Raw genomic sequence first — 15,176 nt, 5'->3', positions numbered from 1 at the left:
TCGCCAGCGTATCGCATCGTAGTGGCCCCAACACCGCGTTGACAGATATGCAACACAAATGTAAACTCAGCTATGTAAGTCCGGGCTTACATATGGGGGTGAGGCGGTTGGAGCGGGCGCTGCAAGCCCTGGCCGACCCGACCCGCCGCCGCATCCTGGACCTGCTTGCACAGGGCGAAATGGCGGCGGGAGAGATCGCCGGCCATTTTCCCTCGATCTCCCGCCCCGCCGTGTCGCAGCACCTGGCCGTCCTGCGTGAGGCGGGGCTGGTGCGGGAGCGCCGGGAGGGGCGCCGGCGGATCTACAGGCTGGAGCCTGAGCCGCTCCGGGAGATCTGGGAAGGCTGGCTCTCACGCTACCAGCGGTTCTGGGGACGACCGCCTGGCCGACCTGAAGCGGCTGGTGGAGTCCGAAGAGGGCAATGGGGAGGGACAGGCGGAAGGTGGAGGTTCGGGCATCACGACTGATCGCGGCCGTTCCTGAACGAGTGCTCCTGGCCTTGACGGATCTGACGCAACTCGCCCGGTGGTGCGGCGCGGAGGCTGAGGTGACGGCGTCTCATTACCGCCTGCGGGGGGAGAGCTTTCCCACCGGGTCCTGGGAGGCCGGCTGCTGGAGCGCAGCGAGCGCGGCCTGCGCTTCGAGTGGCCTCTCGGCACCCGGGTGTCGACGGTGAAGATCACCCTGGAGCCGGTGCCCCAGGTGGACAACCCGCCGGCCGATTTCACGCGGGTTGCCGTCCATCACCGGGGCATCCCGGCCGATGTGCTGCCGGCCCGGTGGCCCGAGGAGAGCTGGCAGTGCATGTGGGCGCTGTGGCTCAGACTGCTCCAAGGATGGTTGGAGCGGGCGGAGGCGCTTCTGCGCTTCTCCTTCCGCCCGCCGTTCGGCGCAGTGGTCGAGCGCGCCGTGGAGATCGACGCGCCGCCGGACCGGGTGTGGTCGGCTCTGGTGGATCCTGCGGTCCGGGAGCGGTGGCTGACGGTTCCCCTGGGGAAGGAGCTGCGGCGCGAGGAGGGACGGCTGCTCGTCTGCGCCTTCGAGCTGGAGCAGCCGGCCACCACGGTCACGTGGCGTCTCGAGGCGCTTCCCGGCGGACGCACCCGGGTGATCCCACCGGAGCGGGTGTGGCCGCATGTGAGCACACAGGAGGGGCTCCGCCGCTGGTTCGCCGGCAACATCCGCATTCGGCCGGAGGTCGGGAGCCCGGTGGCCCTTGAGGCGCACGGCGGTCGGCTGCGGGGCCGGGTTCTGGAGGTGCTTCCCCGGAACCTCCTCCGCTTCTCGTGGACCGAGGAGGGAGCGGGCTGGCCCGAACCGGAGCCGCTCATTATCACGATCGAGCTCGTGCCGGAGGGCCGGGGCACGCGTGTCTACATCACGCACTCGGGCTTCGAAAATCTTCCCGTCGCGATCCGACAGAAGGAGTTCGACAGCTACCGCCGGGGCTGGGCAGACGGTGACAGCCTGCCCGCCCTGAAGGAGGTTGCGGCGAGCGCGTGAGCGGAAAGAGTGGCTGAGGCGCCTGCTCCAACTGAACAAACCGTGGGGGGATGCACAGTGGAGATGGAACCGATTCGGATGCACCTGAAGGCCGGCCGGGAGCGAGTGTTCGCGGCCTGGACCGAGCCGGAGCTGCTTGTGCGCTGGTGGGGGCCCGGCGCGGAGGCGGAGGTGGACCTGCGGGTCGGCGGCCGCTACCGGCTGTCGATGCAGTTTGACTGGGGACCCATGGTCTGCGTGGGGGAGTACCGGGAGATCGTCCCGCCCGAGCGGCTGGTCTTCACCTTCCGCTGGGAAGGCGACCCGTCGGGGGAGGAGACCCTGGTGACGCTCACCTTGCGGGAGGTGGAGGGGGGCACCGAACTCGTCCTGAGGCACGAGGGCTTCGCCGACGCGGCGGTCGCCGAGAATCACCGCGCCGGGTGGATGGACTGCGTCGGGCGGCTGGAGGGGATGGCGCTTTAGAAAAATCCGGTAAAGCAGGGCATGAAGGTCCGGGTTGGAGAAGGATTAGCTTGCGATTGCGTATAACACATACATATATGTTTTCGCCTTTTGTGTATGCAACAGGGGAGGCGGACGGTGCATCATCCGCGATGCGGCGCTCATCTGTCCTTCCAATCCGGAGGTGTCCGCATTGTACCGGGTCCCGACCACCGACATCCGCGCCGGCATGAGACTGGGGAAGACGATCTTTGCTGCAAATGGCCAGGTGCTGCTGCAAGCGGGAACGGTGCTGCGAGAGTCATTCATCGGCCCTCTGCTCTCGTATGGCATTACGACGGTATACATCGTCAACGAGCTGGCGCCCGATGTGGAGCCGCTGGACGTGGTCTCCGACGAGACCCGGATCCAGCTGCAGGACCAGATGCACAGGACCATGGAGCAGGTGCGTGCGGCCGTCGCCGAGGCGACCCACTCGGGCCTGCGCCACTTCTCGCCGACCATCCAGACTGAAGGTCTGAAACAGACCATCGACCAGATCATCACGGAACTCCTCAGCAACCCCAAGGTGGCGGTGAGCCTGCAGGACATCCGGGCGGCCGATAGCTATACCCTCAGCCACTCCGTCAATGTCTGCATCCTGTCCACCCTGCTGGGCATCGAGCTGGGATTTCCGCTGCACGACCTGCGGGACCTCGCCCTGGGAACCCTGCTGCACGACATCGGCAAGGTGGCGGTCCCGCCGGAGATCCTGAACAAGCCGGACCGGCTCACGGCCGAAGAAGCCGAGATCATGAAGCGGCATACCGTGCTGGGCTGGGAGATCCTGAAGAACCAGCCGGAGATTCCGCCCACCGCGGCCGTGGTCGCCCTGCAGCACCACGAGCGCTGGGCCGGGGGCGGGTATCCGCACAACTTATCCGGCAACCAGATCTACCGGTACGCCCGGGTGTGCGCCATCGTAGACTGCTACGACGCGATGATCTCCGACCGCATCTACCGCAAGGGGCTCAGTCCGGTGATGGCCCTGGAATCGCTCTCGGGGCCGATGCACGGCTTCTTCGATCCGCACATTCTCCTGGCGTTTCTCAACTGCATCGCCCCGTGGCCGGTGGGCTCGATGGTGGAGCTGACCGGCGGGCGCAAGGCCGTGGTGGTGGCCGCCGAGCGCGGCCGCGCGGACCGGCCCCGGGTGCGGGTGCTGCTGGAACCCGATGGAACCCGTACACCGCAGCCTTATGAGATCGACCTGTTCCGGGAGCGGCACGTGGAGATTATACGGGAGCTTCACGAAGACGCCGATCAGTACATGCGGGAGCTGGCTGTATAGCTGAACCGTCCCGGGGGAGGGACGCGCCGTGGCGAAAGTCCGACGGGTACCGGTAACGGAGCTGCAGCCCGGTGATCTCGTGGCAAGAGATGTGCTGAGCGAAGACGGACGCATCCTCCTTTCGACCGGTGTGAGGCTCACGCGCACCTACATCGATCATCTCGCGCAGCACGGCGTGGAAGCCGTCTATCTGCCGGACACGGCCCCGCCGCGCCCGCCCGCGCCGGAGGTTTCCCGGAGGCTCCGCCGCGAGGTGACGAACGAGCTGAGACAGCTCACGGCGAACCTGCGGCGGACCATGCAGCAGTCTGCCGCGGCCGTGCAGCTGCCCGAGCTGCACCTGGACACCAGCGGCATCCGCCGGGCGGTGGTGCGCGTGGTCAGCGAGGTGATCACGCACCCGGCGGCTGCCCTGCCCCTGCAGGAGCTGCGGCAGGCCGATGAGTACACGCTCCTCCATTCGGTGGAGGTCTGCCTGCTGTCCACGATGCTCGGCCGCGCGATGGGGATCCGCGGCACCGCCCTGGTCGACCTGGCGATGGGCGCGCTGCTGCACGACGTGGGCAAGGTCGGGATCCCGACGGCGATCCTCAACAAACCCGACCGGCTGACCGACGAGGAGCTCGCGATCATGAAGCGGCACACCACCCTGGGGTGGGTGATGCTCCGGGAGCAGCCCGACCTCCCGCCTGAGGTGGCCCTGGTGGCCCTGCAGCACCACGAGCGCTGGGACGGACGGGGCTATCCCCTCCAGCTGGCCGGCGAGCAGATTCACCTGTTCTCCCGCATCTGCATGGTGGCGGATGTGTACGACGCCCTCACGGCCGACCGGGTCTACCGGGAGGGAATTCATCCCACCGAGGCCCTGGCCATGATGGCGGGTCCGATGCGGGAGATGTTCGACCCGGGGGCGCTGGAGACGTTCATGGCCGCCGTCGATTAGGTGCGCCGGGAGGGAACCGCATGAACGCCTCGAGCAGGTGTGCCGGGAGGGAACCGCATGAAAATGGCCGCCGTCCCCGCAGGGACGGCGGCTTCTTTCGCGCTATGACGCAGCTGACGACTCCAGACACCCTTCCCGGTGCGGGCAGTCCGCACAGGCCCGCAGCGAGGAGCAGATGGAGCTCCACGACCGGCGACAGAAGATGATCGGCACATTCCGCGCCTTGGCCTGCTGCTTCACCCACCGGGCCAGGTTGTGGTTGACGTAGTCGATCAGCACCACGACCAGTTCCGTGCCGGCGGGAATCTCGACCCGCCGCTCGTTGCGCCCCTTGACGTGCCTGATGGCGCTGAAGCCGAGCTGGCGCAGGTTCTGGCCGATGGAGCCCAGATGGTCTCCGCCGATGATGACGACCATTGCCCACACCTCCTTATCGTTGAGACGTTGCAATGACGCCCCGCGGTGCGGCTCAGGGTTGTGTTTGCCACAGCGACTGGTGTAAGATAGGGGGGTCATCGGTCACGCTAGCGACGCGTGCATTCCGCAGGACGGCCGGGGGAGGGGTTCCTCCATCAGGCCGGGCCGGATCTGTGGGGAAAGGGGGAGTTCCGGTGGACGTTTGGTCGATCTTGGAGCATGGAGGCGGCAAGACGCTTGCGATCAGCCGCGAGGACGTGGTGAGCAAGCTGCAGGCCCTGGTCGAGAGCCGGGGTTCCTGGTACATCGAGCGGCTCCAGGTGAGCGATTCCGACGGAAACCGTTACACACCCGAGGTGGGCGAGGACGGCAACGTTGAGCTGGTTCTGCGGTCGGGGCCTTCCCGCCGCAGGCGCTGAGGCGCTGTAAGAAGCATGAGAGGGGCCGGTGCCGCGGTTTGCGGCACCGGCCCCTGGCGTTGCACGTCGAGCCTCTTACGCAGACTTTCGCTTCTGCACCAGCCGGTAGAGCAGGAACGCAGCCGCCGCAATCAGCAGCAGGGCGATGACCGCGTCCTGGTAGAGGTTCACCCAGTGCGACACCCGGTCCCAGGCGGCGCCGAGCGCCGCACCGACCCCGGCCAGCAGCACGTTCCAGATGGCCGAGCCGATGGCCGTATAGAGGATGAAGAGCCCCATGTTCATGCGCACCAGGCCGGCGGGGATGGAGATGAGGCTGCGCATCACCGGCACCATGCGGCAGAAGAAGACGGTCCACATGCCGTAGCGCCCGAACCAGTCCTCCGTGCGCTGCACGTCCGCCTCGGTGATGGTGAGCCAGCGGCCGTACCGGCGCACGATCCAGTAGATGCGCTCGCGGCCGAACCAGAGGCCCACGCCGTAAAGGGCGATCGCCCCGAGCACGGAGCCGATCGTTGCCGCCACGACGACTCCAAACAGCGTCAGGCTGCCCTGCGTGGTCATGAAGCCGGCGAAGGGCAGCACGATCTCAGACGGAATCGGGGGAAACAGGTTCTCGATCAGGATGACCAGGATGATGCCGGGGTACCCGAAGGCTTCCATGATCTCGGTGGTCCAGTCCATGCGCGACCCCTAACTGTTCGAACCGATTTCGCAACTGATTCTAAGGCACCCCGCGGCTTCTGTCAATCGAGGCCCCAGCGAGGCCCGGGCCGCCGCTACGGCTCCACCAGGCCCATCCGGATCGCGTAGCGCACCAGTTCGGTGCGGTCGTGGATGCCGAGCTTATCCAGCATGTTGGAGCGGTGGGTCTGCACCGTCTTCTCGCTGATGAACAGCTTGCGGGCGATCTCGGCGTTGGTCAGCCCGTCGGCGATGAGCACGAGGATCTCGCGCTCCCGGGGGGTGAGCGGGCAGGGCTCCTCCGGCTGGCCGGCGACGCGGCCCGGGCGGGAGACGTAGCCCGAGACCACGGCCCGGGTGACGGCCGGGTCCAGCACGGCCTGGCCTTCCATCACGGCGCGGATCGCCCCCACCAGGTCGGCGGCGGCAGACCGCTTCACGATGTAGGCGTCGGCCCCGGCGCGCAGGAACTCCAGCACGTAGGGCTCCTCCTCGTGCATCGTGAGGCCGATGACCCGGGTCTCCGGCACGGCCTCCTTGATCAGCTTGGTCGCCTCGATGCCGCTCATGTCGGGCAGCGAGATGTCCATGATCACCACGTCGGGCTTCAGCGACTTGGCCAGTTCCACCGCTTCTTCGCCCCGGCCGGCCTCGCCTACCAGCTCCAGGTCGGGTTCAGATTGCAGCACCATGCGCACGCCCTCGCGCACCATCATGTGGTCGTCGCAGATCAGCACCCGTATCGTCACGCTGCATCGCTCCTTCCACAGGCAGTTCGGCGTACACCCGGGTTCCGCTGTCCGGGCTGGACTCGATGGTCAGCTTTCCGCCGGCCAGGCCCACCCGTTCCCGGATGCCGGCAAGGCCGATGCCCTCGCCCCGCCGCTTGATGTCAAAGCCCTTGCCGTCGTCCTTCACTTCAACGGTCAGCCAGTTGCCTCTGCGCCGCAGCGCGATGTGGATGGTCTTGGCCGCGGCATGCTTCACCGTGTTGGTACACGCCTCCTGAACCAGGCGGAAGACGGTGATCTCGATGTGGTCGGCCATCCGCTCTTCCAGCCCGGAAATCTCCACGTCAATCTTCAGCCCCGCGTGTTCGTAGCGCCGCACCAGCCAGCGGATGGCGGCTTCCAGCCCCAGGTCATCCAGCGCGGTCGGCCGCATCTCGTGGATGACGCGCCGGACCTCGGCGAGCCCCGTCTCCGCCATGTCCTTCACCTGCGAGAGCCGCTGGCGCAGCTGCTCCTCGCCCATCGGGTGGCGCACCAGGAAGTCGAGCGTGACGACCAGCGCGGTCAGCGCCTGTCCGATCTCGTCATGCAGCTCGCGGGCGATGCGCCGGCGCTCGTCCTCCTGCGCGGTGATGAGCCGGGCGAGCAACCGGCCCCGCAGCCGCTCCTTCTCGGCCAGCTGATCGTACAGCCGGGCCCGGTCGATGGCCAGGCCGATCTGCTCGCCCAGGGCGGTGAGGATCTCCCGGTCGGACGGGCTCAGCCAGCGGGAAGGGGGGACCATGAGCACCATGATGCCGGCCACCTTTCCGTCCTGCCCCAGGGGGATGGTGATGTGGCGGCCGCTGGGATGCCCCACCTCCGCCGTGGCGCGGACGCACGCCAGGTCCCGCACCTGGGTGACCAGCGTCGGCCCGCTCAGGTGCCTGAGGCAGAGGCAGCGGTCGATGGGGAAGTGCTGGGCCCGCACGCCCACCTGCGCCCACTCCGGAAAGCCGTAGGCCGCGCCGATGGTCCACGCCCCCTCGGCGCCGCCCCGCCCCTCGGTGCGGAGCAGAATCCAGCCCTCCTTCACCTGGAGCATCTCGGCCACGAGGCGCAGGGCCTCGTCCAGGGCCCCCTGCAGGTTGAGCGGCCGGTTGAGTCGCTCCAGGGTGCGCGAGAACAGGCGGACGGCCCGCTCATGCTCCCACGACTGCCACGTGACGGCGGCGGAGAACAGGAGCGAGAAGAGGGCATGGGTGACGATTTCCGGAGTCACGGTCGGCACGGGGAGCGCGCTGATGGCGGCCCGCAGGGCGCCCACGCAGAAGCCGGTGAACAGGAGCCACTGCGGGAGACTGCGCCGATCCTCGGCGGTGACCGGGTAGGCCAGCCAGCCGGCGGCCCCCAGCGCGATCATGACCACGGCCGTTGCGGTGACCCCGACCGGATCGCCCTGCGCGATCCCCAGCGCAAAGGCGGCGGCGAGACACAGCATGCAGACCAGCGCCAGGCTCCGCATGACGCCGGTCCTGCGCCCGCTGCGCTCCACCTGGCCGCCCATGAAGGCCAGGGCCGCCGCGGCAAGCGCGATGTCCCTGAGGAGGGGCGCGCCCTGCACGCCCAGTTCGGTCAGGAACATGCCGAGCACGTGGATGGTCAGCACCAGCCAGCCCAGGCCCCAGATGAGCAGGGAGCGCTCCTGGGCCTGGTAATAACGCCAGAGCAGGGCCCAGCTGACCGCCAGGTGGAAGCCCACGCCCAGCGCAACGGCGGGCGCTACGAGCGCTTCCCCGAATGTCACGTGTCTCCCTCCTGACGTCGCATTTGTCTTTTCATTGTAGTCCAATGAATGAAACATGAGGGAGGCACAAAAGTACTATTGCCGATGTAGACGGTGCTGGTAGATCAGCCCGTCTCGGCCCCGGAATCCAGTGCTAATGTACATGGGTGCGGGTAGACACAGTTCCGGTTAACTAGTCTGAGCACCCTATGAGCCTATCCGCAAATGCTCCTCTTGGGGTCTTGAATCTTCATGTACAAACCTGGGACAATGTTGACAAACGATAACGATTCTCATTAGCGGAGGGGTACACATGACGCTGGATCAGACGAAGCCTGGACAGACGTTCCTCATTCGCAGCATTGATGACCCCCGCGCCCGGCTGGCTGCCATCCGGTTCGGCATTGCCGAGGGCAGCCGGGCGGCTTGTCAGACCGTGCTCCCCGGCGGTCCCGTGGTCGTGCGCAAGGGAAAGCAGGAGATGGCGCTGGGACGCAGCCTCGCGCACCGCATCACCGTCGAGTTGGTGGAGGGATAAAGCGATGGCCCAGGCACACTGCCACGGCCCTAACCCCAGCGTTGACCTTCCCCAGCAGGCGACCAAGGTGGTCCTGGTCGGCAACCCGAACGTCGGGAAGTCCGCAGTCTTCCATGCACTAACGGGCATTTATGTAGAAGTTTCAAATTACCCGGGCACCACTGTCGACGTCTCATCGGGCCGCATGGGCGATCTGGGAATCTATGACACCCCGGGCGTGTACGGCGTCTCCAGCTTCAACGAGGAGGAGCGCGTCGCCCGGGCGATGATTCTTGAGGCGGACATCGTCGTCAACGTCGTCGACGCCGCGCACCTGAACCGCGACCTGTTCCTGACGCTGCAGATCATCGACATGGGCTTCCCGGTGGTGGTGGCCCTGAACCTCATGGACGAGGCCAGGGCCAACGGGCTCGCGATCGATGTGGAGCGGCTCTCGGCGGAGCTGGGCGTGGAGGTGATTCCCACCGTCGCCGTCAGGGGCGAGGGGATCGCCGAGCTGAAGGCGGCCATCAAGCGGGCGCGCCGGGGCCGGCCGACGCCGGAGGTGGCGAGCCGGCTGCCTGGGGACCTGCCGCAGGTGGACGGCGTGCTGTGGCTGGAGGACGACCCGGAGACGTGCACGCGCATCGGCCGGGAAGGGCCCGGCCTGCAGGAGGAGATTTACCGGGCCCGCAGGCGGCGGGCGGACGAGATCGCCGAGCGGGTCATCTCGGAGACCACGGCCGGGGCCAGCCTCTCCGCGCGGCTGGGCCGGTTGGCGCTGCACCCCCTCGGGGGCCTGGTGCTCATGGCCGCCTTTCTCCTGGTGATGTACCAGGTGCTGGGCGTCTGGGTGGCCCAGGACGTGGTCGCGGTGACCGAGGAGATCTGGATGGGCGAGTACTACGTGCCCTGGATGACGGATCTGGTGGGCCGGTTCATACCGGTGGAGTCATTCCTTGGGCAGATTCTGGTGGGCGAGTTCGGCCTGCTGACTATGACGGTCGCCTATCTGGTGGGCCTCCTGCTGCCCCTGGTGCTGGGATTCTACCTGTTCCTGGCGCTGGCCGAGGACTCGGGCTACCTGCCGCGGGTCGCCGTGCTGGTGGACCGGCTGATGACCGTGGTGGGCCTGAACGGCCGGGCGATCATCCCGACGATCCTGGGCTTCGGCTGCGTCACCATGGCCACCGTGACCACCCGGCTCATGGGCACCCAGCGGGAGCGGACCATCGCCACCTTCCTGCTCTCGCTGGCCATCCCCTGCTCGGCGCAGCTCGCCGTGATCACCGTCATGCTGGTGCCCCTGGGGCCGGCCTACCTGTTCACCTTCATCGGCGTGCTGCTGCTGGTCTACGGCGCGGCCGGGGCGGTGCTGAACCGCATTCTGCCCGGCGAGTCGTCTGACCTGCTGATCGACCTGCCGCCGCTCCGGCTGCCCCGCATGAAGAACGTGCTGCAGAAGACGTTCCTGAAGGCCAGGAGCTTCCTCGCCGAAGCCTGGATCTTCTTTGTGGTCGGCGCCCTGCTGATCTCGATCCTGGACCAGACCGGCGCCCTGGCGGCCATGTCGGGCGCGCTGGCCCCGATCACGGAAGGGTGGCTGGGCCTGCCGCGGGACGCCGCGCAGGCGTTCATCATGGGCTTCGTGCGGCGCGATTTCGGCGCAGCCGGCCTGTTCAACATGGCCCTCGACGCGCACCAGACCATGGTGGCCGTGCTGACCATCACCCTGTTCACCCCGTGCATCGCATCGATCATGATCATGTTCAAGGAGCGGGGGAAGCGGCAGGGGGCCGCCATCTGGCTGGCTGACATCGTGCTGGCCATCCTGCTGGGCGGGCTGTTCCACCGCATCCTCGTCTGGTAGGTGGGGAGGCGATGACGATGGCCGTGCCCTCCTGCGATCCTGCGGGCAAGTGCCCCCGCTGCGGTTACGAAAACGGCCCCGGCAAGGCCCGCTGCCTGCGCTGCGGCCAGGCCCTGGCGGTGCCCCGGGGCTGTTCCGGCCAGTGCACCCGCTGCCTGATCAGCGCCCTGGTCCGGCCCGCAGATCCTGAAGCGACGGACGGGCGAACGAAACCGGGACCCGGAACGTCTATATAAATAGGTGGACATTGCGACCTGAAGTCTGGCGCGGGGAGGCGTTGCAGATGGAGACGCTGCGGCTGCTGGTTCTGCTCCTGCTCGCTGCGGTGCTTTACCTGATCTACCGGGTACACCGTCTCGAGCAGCTCCTGAGCGGGCGGATCCGCACCCCCCGGCCGAATCACCGGGGCGGGCGATCCGGCAAGGTCGTTCCCCTGCTCAGAGATGACATCCCACCCGGTCCGTTCAGCCCCCGACCCGGCTCAACTGACCCAGACGGCGGAAACTGATTCACCACAACGGCCCGGCCGCTTCCCGGCGGCCGGGCCTTTGACATTGGGAGCCCGGGGGGGAGAGCAGGAAAATCATCCCGAGGCGGCGAATCCCCGCGCAAAAGTGCCACAGCGCCGCTGCGGGATCGGGGGTGAGGGCATGGGTCACAGACAGCCGCACGACGTGGGTGCGGTGACCGGCCTGCACTGGAGCGGACGGGTCGTGATGGCCGTCCTGTCGGCGTTCGCCCTGGCCGCGGCCTTCGTCGGGTGGCTTCTCACCCACCGCCCGCCGATGTGGTCCATGGTTTGGTGGGGCGCGGCAGTCGGCGCCGCCGCGGCCTTCGGGCTCACCTTCACCGCGTTCTGGCGGGTCTATACGACCCTGCGCTGGCTGCCGGCGGCGTTCCTCGCCCTGGACGGGCTGGCCATCGCGCTCTACTGGACCGACCCGCACTCGCCCTTCGGGCCGCTGCTTCTCCTGCTGCTCTCCGCGGTGGTGGCCGGCCGGTTCCGGAAATGGTATCTGATGGCCCACCTCTGGATCATGGTGATGGCCCTGGTCGGGGCGTGGGTCCTGGGGGCCGACGCCGTCAGCCTGCTCTTCCTCGTTTCCGGGCTCGTCGGCGTGGTCGCGATCATCCGCGCCATCTACCTGCGCTTCCGGGAGCAGGCCATTCAGACCGATCACCTGCGGCGGCTGATGGAGCTGCTGCCGGTGCTGAAGGCCCACGGGGTGGAGGACGTGGTGCAGGCGGCCGTGCGCCACATCGTGCGCGCCACGGGCAGCCGCACCGGCGTGGTGCTGCTGCTGGACGAGGATGCCCAGGTGCTCCGCCCGCATTATCTCTACAGCGAACCGCCGCTCCCGCCCGAGGAGAAAGAGGCCATCATGACGACGACGGTCGAGGTGGGCGTGGGGCTGTCGGGCTGGGTCGCGAAGCACGGCCAGTCCATCCTGACCAACGACGCGGCGCGCGATCCCCGTTCCGTTCAGGTGCCCGGCACGCCGCGGGAGGACGAGTCGATTCTGGTGGTCCCGCTCATCACCGACGGCCGGCTCTACGGCGTGCTGCGGGTGGACCGGCAGGGTGTGGGCCAGTACGCGCTCAGCGATCTGCACCTGCTGGAGCTGATGGCGGCGCACGTTTCCGACGCCATCTCCCGGGCCCAGCTGGAGGAGCGGCTGGCCCGCCGGGACGCGCTCACGGGCGTCTACAACCGGCACTACCTGAACGAGTGGTCGCAGCACGCCATCCGGGAGGCGCGCGAGGTCTCGGTGCTCTTGATCGACTGCCGCAAGTTCAAGGAGATCAACGACCGCTGGGGGCACCTGACCGGAGACTGGGTGCTGCAGCAGTGCGCTGAACTCATCACAGGCAGCGTGCGCTCCGGCGACCTGGTGGTGCGCTACGGCGGCGACGAGTTCCTGGTGGTGCTGGCCAATACCGGCCGGAAGGAGGCGGAGCTGATCGCCGCACGGCTCCAGCAGCGGGTGGCCGAGTGGAACGCCCGGCAGGGGGAGGACGAACCCCGGCTGATCCTGGACATTGGCGTTGACACCGCGCCGCAGTCGGAGTGGCAGCAGCTGCTCGACCGGGCGGACGAGCGCATGTACGCCTGCAAACAGGCCTGAGCCGTGACGCGAGTTCCGGTCACGGCTCTTCTTGATCGAGCCCCAGCGCGGCCCGCACGCGGGGCAGGTGGTCTGTAGCCGGGCTGCCCTCCACCAGGTCGCCGACGATCTCCGCCAGCGGGGCGATGGCTTCGGGCTCATCGTGGTTCACCGCCCGGGCGATGGCGAGGTGGGCCAGGGCCAGCACGTAGCCGGCCTCGGCGTTGAACCCCTCGGCCACCGCCACATCCGTGCGCGCCATCTTCCCATGGTCGTCCCGCTGGTAGAGGGGCCAGAGGAGCCCCTCTGCGTCCAGCAGCGCCAGTTCGTTGTGAAACTGTTCGAACCAGTCGTCATCGCTGCCGGCGCGACCCAGCCGGTCCAGCAGCTGCTGGATGCGCCGCACCGCGAACTCTTTCCCGTCCATCTCCGCCAGGGTCGTGGCTGCGAGCCCCACGCCCAGCCACCAGTACTCCTCGGGCGTGAGCCGCCGTCCGCAGGCCTCGGCCGCCTGCCTGAGCAGCTCGCTGCCCCGCTCCAGGTCGTACGCGTCATGTGATTCGGGCAACCGGCATCCCTCCGCAGGTGTTCCCATTGCCTATTTAGTCTGAGGCAGGTGTGTGCGGGGCACTCCTAGAATTGTTGGGTGTCGAGTTTTGACTTGAGGGGTGAAGTGGTGTCGTACCGAACGGTGGCCGGACGCGGTCAGGCTGAGATCGTCATCCGCAAGTCGCGCTTCATCGCCAACGTGGCCCCGGTCGCCTCCGAGGAGGCGGCATGGGCCTTTATCAACGAGATCCGCGCCGAGCATTCCCAGGCGACGCACAACTGCTTCGCCTTCACCGTGGGCAACGTGCAGCGCATGTCCGACGACGGCGAGCCCAGCGGCACGGCCGGCCGGCCCATCTTCGACGTGCTGGAGAAGCAGGGGCTGTCGGACACGGCCATCGTCGTGACCCGCTACTTCGGCGGCATCCTGCTGGGGGCGGGCGGGCTGGTGCGGGCCTACAGCCAGGCGGCTGTGGCGGGGGTGGAGGCCGCGGGCGTGGCCGAGGCGCTTCCCGCCGTGGACCTGCGCGCGCGGGTGGACTACGCCCTGCTGGGCAAGGTGCAGTACCTGCTGCAGCAGCACGGCGCCCTGACCCTGAACATCGACTTCGGCGAGGAGGTCGTGATCGACTTCCGGGTACTGCAGGACGGCCAGGCCACCGTTACCCAGGAATTGGCTGAAGCGTCGGCGGGCCGCATCGTCGTCGAAGAGGTGGGGACAGCCCTGGTCGGGCCCGATCTGCAGCCGATTCACCGGAACTAGGTTGCAGATGGGGTCGAAAGACCATACCGCGCGACCGGTTCACCCGCTATAATTAAGAAGTGTTTTCGCGAGATGACCTGTCTAAGGAGGGCTTCTCTTTGCACCTCCCCTCGTCCGTATTACGTCGTCGTGTATTTGCCACTGCCCTGGCTGCGCTGGTGGTCAGCGGCGTCGGGATGGCTGCCCGGCCGCAGGCGGTTCCCACCTCCGCACGGGAGCAGGCCGAACCTGAAGACGCAGCTGCGGAGCAAACTCCTGAGGAATTTGTCGGCCCCATCCTGCCGGTGGGCGCCGAGACTGTCGTGATGAACAAGGCGGCTGCCGCCGCGGCGGAGCCCGATTCGGAACCCGAGGAAGAGCAGCCCAGGCCGAAGGTGACCACCTATACGGTGGTCGCGGGCGACACGATCGAGGAGATCGCCCAGCGGCACGGCCTCTCCACGGAGACCCTGCTGTACGTAAACGACATGCACTCTGAGGACATCCTGCAGATCGGGCAGGAGCTCCTGATTCCGGCGATGGACGCCCTGGTCTACACCGTCGTCGAGGGCGACACCATGTGGGGCGTGGCCGACGCGTTCGACGCCGACTTCGACGAGATCGTCGCAGCCAACCCGGACGTGAACGCCGACGCCCTGCAGCCGGGCGACATCCTCTTCGTGCCCGGCGGCACGCCGCCCTCCCGCCGCACCATGTTGGCCAGCCGCGGGGGCTCCCGCACGCCCGCGGTCACGGGCAGCTTCTCCATCTGGCCGGTCTACGACTCGGTCACCGACTGGTTCGGCTGGCGGACCCATCCCGTCACGGGGGTCTGGCACCTGCACGACGGGATCGACATCAACGCGCCCACCGGCACGCCGGTGGCCGCGGTGGCGTCCGGCACCGTCACCACCGCCGGATGGCTGGGCGGGTACGGCTACGCCGTGAAGGTGGACCACGGCGACGGCATCATGACGATGTACGCGCACCTGAGCGAGGTGGCCGTCTGGGAGGGCCAGTGGGTGGAGGCGGGCGAACTCGTGGGTTACTCCGGAAGCACGGGCAATTCCACAGGGCCGCACCTCCACTTCACGGTCCTCGTCTGGGGCGAGCCGGTGGACCCGTGGGGGTGGCTGCCCTGATCCATCAGGGAGGCG

18 protein-coding genes are annotated in these 15,176 nt (G+C 67.8%); 13 read left to right on the top strand and 5 right to left on the bottom strand.

The genetic code is table 11. The features are described 5' to 3' along the window. Positions 1-107: 107 nt before the first annotated feature. The 5 genes from ACZ45O_RS07630 (at position 108) to ACZ45O_RS07610 (ending at position 4,220) form a co-directional block, all read left to right on the top strand. Positions 108-467 carry an ArsR/SmtB family transcription factor gene (locus tag ACZ45O_RS07630; protein WP_464857114.1) on the top strand — a complete coding sequence of 120 codons (360 nt, stop codon included), beginning with the start codon at positions 108-110 and terminating at the stop codon, positions 465-467. Positions 468-672: 205 nt separating this feature from the next. Further along, positions 673-1,503: an SRPBCC family protein gene (locus ACZ45O_RS07625; protein WP_464857112.1), complete on the top strand. Its 831-nt coding sequence runs from the start codon at positions 673-675 to the stop codon at positions 1,501-1,503. 63 nt (positions 1,504-1,566) lie between these two features. Next, positions 1,567-1,968 carry an SRPBCC family protein gene (locus ACZ45O_RS07620; RefSeq protein ID WP_464857110.1) on the top strand — a complete coding sequence of 134 codons (402 nt, stop codon included), beginning with the start codon at positions 1,567-1,569 and terminating at the stop codon, positions 1,966-1,968. A 172-nt stretch (positions 1,969-2,140) separates the two neighbouring features. Continuing rightward, on the top strand, positions 2,141-3,277 hold the full coding sequence (locus ACZ45O_RS07615; protein ID WP_464857108.1) for an HD-GYP domain-containing protein: 1,137 nt from the start codon (positions 2,141-2,143) through the stop codon (positions 3,275-3,277). A 28-nt stretch (positions 3,278-3,305) separates the two neighbouring features. Further along, positions 3,306-4,220 (top strand): HD-GYP domain-containing protein, encoded by a 915-nt coding sequence (locus tag ACZ45O_RS07610; RefSeq protein ID WP_464857106.1) that lies wholly within the window; start codon positions 3,306-3,308, stop codon positions 4,218-4,220. Between the two features lie 102 nt (positions 4,221-4,322). On the opposite strand, the gene ACZ45O_RS07605 is transcribed toward ACZ45O_RS07610, so the two are convergent. Then, positions 4,323-4,637, bottom strand: coding sequence for a DUF2325 domain-containing protein (locus ACZ45O_RS07605; RefSeq protein ID WP_464857104.1), 315 nt, complete (start codon positions 4,635-4,637; stop codon positions 4,323-4,325). 194 nt (positions 4,638-4,831) lie between these two features. Between ACZ45O_RS07605 and ACZ45O_RS07600 the strand changes: the two genes are divergently transcribed. Then, positions 4,832-5,056 carry a hypothetical protein gene (locus ACZ45O_RS07600; RefSeq protein ID WP_464857103.1) on the top strand — a complete coding sequence of 75 codons (225 nt, stop codon included), beginning with the start codon at positions 4,832-4,834 and terminating at the stop codon, positions 5,054-5,056. 75 nt (positions 5,057-5,131) lie between these two features. Here the strand turns inward: ACZ45O_RS07600 and ACZ45O_RS07595 are convergent, their stop codons facing one another. The 3 genes from ACZ45O_RS07595 to ACZ45O_RS07585 all read right to left on the bottom strand — a co-directional run bounded on the left by ACZ45O_RS07595 (position 5,132) and on the right by ACZ45O_RS07585 (position 8,257). Continuing rightward, entirely contained in the window at positions 5,132-5,740 is a 609-nt protein-coding gene (locus ACZ45O_RS07595; RefSeq protein ID WP_464857101.1) for a DedA family protein, read from the bottom strand. A gap of 95 nt (positions 5,741-5,835) precedes the next feature. After that, positions 5,836-6,489, bottom strand: coding sequence for a response regulator (locus ACZ45O_RS07590; protein ID WP_464857099.1), 654 nt, complete (start codon positions 6,487-6,489; stop codon positions 5,836-5,838). Then, positions 6,416-8,257 carry a sensor histidine kinase gene (locus ACZ45O_RS07585; RefSeq protein ID WP_464857097.1) on the bottom strand — a complete coding sequence of 614 codons (1,842 nt, stop codon included), beginning with the start codon at positions 8,255-8,257 and terminating at the stop codon, positions 6,416-6,418. The genes ACZ45O_RS07590 and ACZ45O_RS07585 overlap by 74 nt, the downstream gene beginning before the upstream one ends. A gap of 292 nt (positions 8,258-8,549) precedes the next feature. Here ACZ45O_RS07585 and ACZ45O_RS07580 point away from each other — a divergent pair, with 292 nt between their 5' ends. The 5 genes from ACZ45O_RS07580 to ACZ45O_RS07560 all read left to right on the top strand — a co-directional run bounded on the left by ACZ45O_RS07580 (position 8,550) and on the right by ACZ45O_RS07560 (position 12,749). Further along, entirely contained in the window at positions 8,550-8,774 is a 225-nt protein-coding gene (locus ACZ45O_RS07580) for a FeoA family protein (protein WP_464857095.1), read from the top strand. Between the two features lie 67 nt (positions 8,775-8,841). Continuing rightward, positions 8,842-10,623 carry a ferrous iron transport protein B gene (gene feoB / locus ACZ45O_RS07575; RefSeq protein ID WP_464857696.1) on the top strand — a complete coding sequence of 594 codons (1,782 nt, stop codon included), beginning with the start codon at positions 8,842-8,844 and terminating at the stop codon, positions 10,621-10,623. Positions 10,624-10,634: 11 nt separating this feature from the next. Next, a complete protein-coding gene (locus ACZ45O_RS07570; protein WP_464857093.1) occupies positions 10,635-10,859 on the top strand; it encodes a hypothetical protein in 225 nt (74 codons plus the stop codon). Positions 10,860-10,906: 47 nt separating this feature from the next. Continuing rightward, the gene (locus ACZ45O_RS07565; RefSeq protein WP_464857091.1) at positions 10,907-11,131 is read left to right on the top strand and encodes a hypothetical protein; all 225 of its coding nucleotides are present in this window, start codon (positions 10,907-10,909) and stop codon (positions 11,129-11,131) included. A gap of 142 nt (positions 11,132-11,273) precedes the next feature. After that, entirely contained in the window at positions 11,274-12,749 is a 1,476-nt protein-coding gene (locus tag ACZ45O_RS07560) for a GGDEF domain-containing protein (protein WP_464857089.1), read from the top strand. Between the two features lie 19 nt (positions 12,750-12,768). Here the strand turns inward: ACZ45O_RS07560 and ACZ45O_RS07555 are convergent, their stop codons facing one another. Next, complete coding sequence (locus ACZ45O_RS07555) at positions 12,769-13,296, bottom strand: hypothetical protein (RefSeq protein ID WP_464857087.1); 528 nt, start codon at positions 13,294-13,296, stop codon at positions 12,769-12,771. 108 nt (positions 13,297-13,404) lie between these two features. Between ACZ45O_RS07555 and ACZ45O_RS07550 the strand changes: the two genes are divergently transcribed. Together ACZ45O_RS07550 and ACZ45O_RS07545 are read left to right on the top strand one after the other, a co-directional pair. After that, positions 13,405-14,040: a YigZ family protein gene (locus ACZ45O_RS07550; protein ID WP_464857085.1), complete on the top strand. Its 636-nt coding sequence runs from the start codon at positions 13,405-13,407 to the stop codon at positions 14,038-14,040. A 98-nt stretch (positions 14,041-14,138) separates the two neighbouring features. After that, positions 14,139-15,161, top strand: a complete 1,023-nt coding sequence (locus tag ACZ45O_RS07545; protein WP_464857083.1) for a peptidoglycan DD-metalloendopeptidase family protein — start codon at positions 14,139-14,141, stop codon at positions 15,159-15,161. The last annotated feature ends 15 nt before the right edge of the window (positions 15,162-15,176 follow it).

The organism is Symbiobacterium turbinis (assembly GCF_055383075.1).
The sequence above is the reverse complement of the archived record's forward strand: the minus strand, read 5'-3'. Positions and strand labels throughout refer to the sequence as shown.

Coding starts and splice junctions, on each gene's coding strand:
- ACZ45O_RS07620 (WP_464857110.1), top strand. CDS start 1,567: ATGGAACCGATTCGGATGCACCTGAAGGCCGGCCGGGAGCGAGTGTTC.
- ACZ45O_RS07565 (WP_464857091.1), top strand. CDS start 10,907: ATGGAGACGCTGCGGCTGCTGGTTCTGCTCCTGCTCGCTGCGGTGCTT.
- ACZ45O_RS07560 (WP_464857089.1), top strand. CDS start 11,274: ATGGGTCACAGACAGCCGCACGACGTGGGTGCGGTGACCGGCCTGCAC.
- ACZ45O_RS07605 (WP_464857104.1), bottom strand. CDS start 4,637: ATGGTCGTCATCATCGGCGGAGACCATCTGGGCTCCATCGGCCAGAAC.
- ACZ45O_RS07570 (WP_464857093.1), top strand. CDS start 10,635: ATGACGATGGCCGTGCCCTCCTGCGATCCTGCGGGCAAGTGCCCCCGC.
- ACZ45O_RS07580 (WP_464857095.1), top strand. CDS start 8,550: ATGACGCTGGATCAGACGAAGCCTGGACAGACGTTCCTCATTCGCAGC.
- ACZ45O_RS07595 (WP_464857101.1), bottom strand. CDS start 5,740: ATGGACTGGACCACCGAGATCATGGAAGCCTTCGGGTACCCCGGCATC.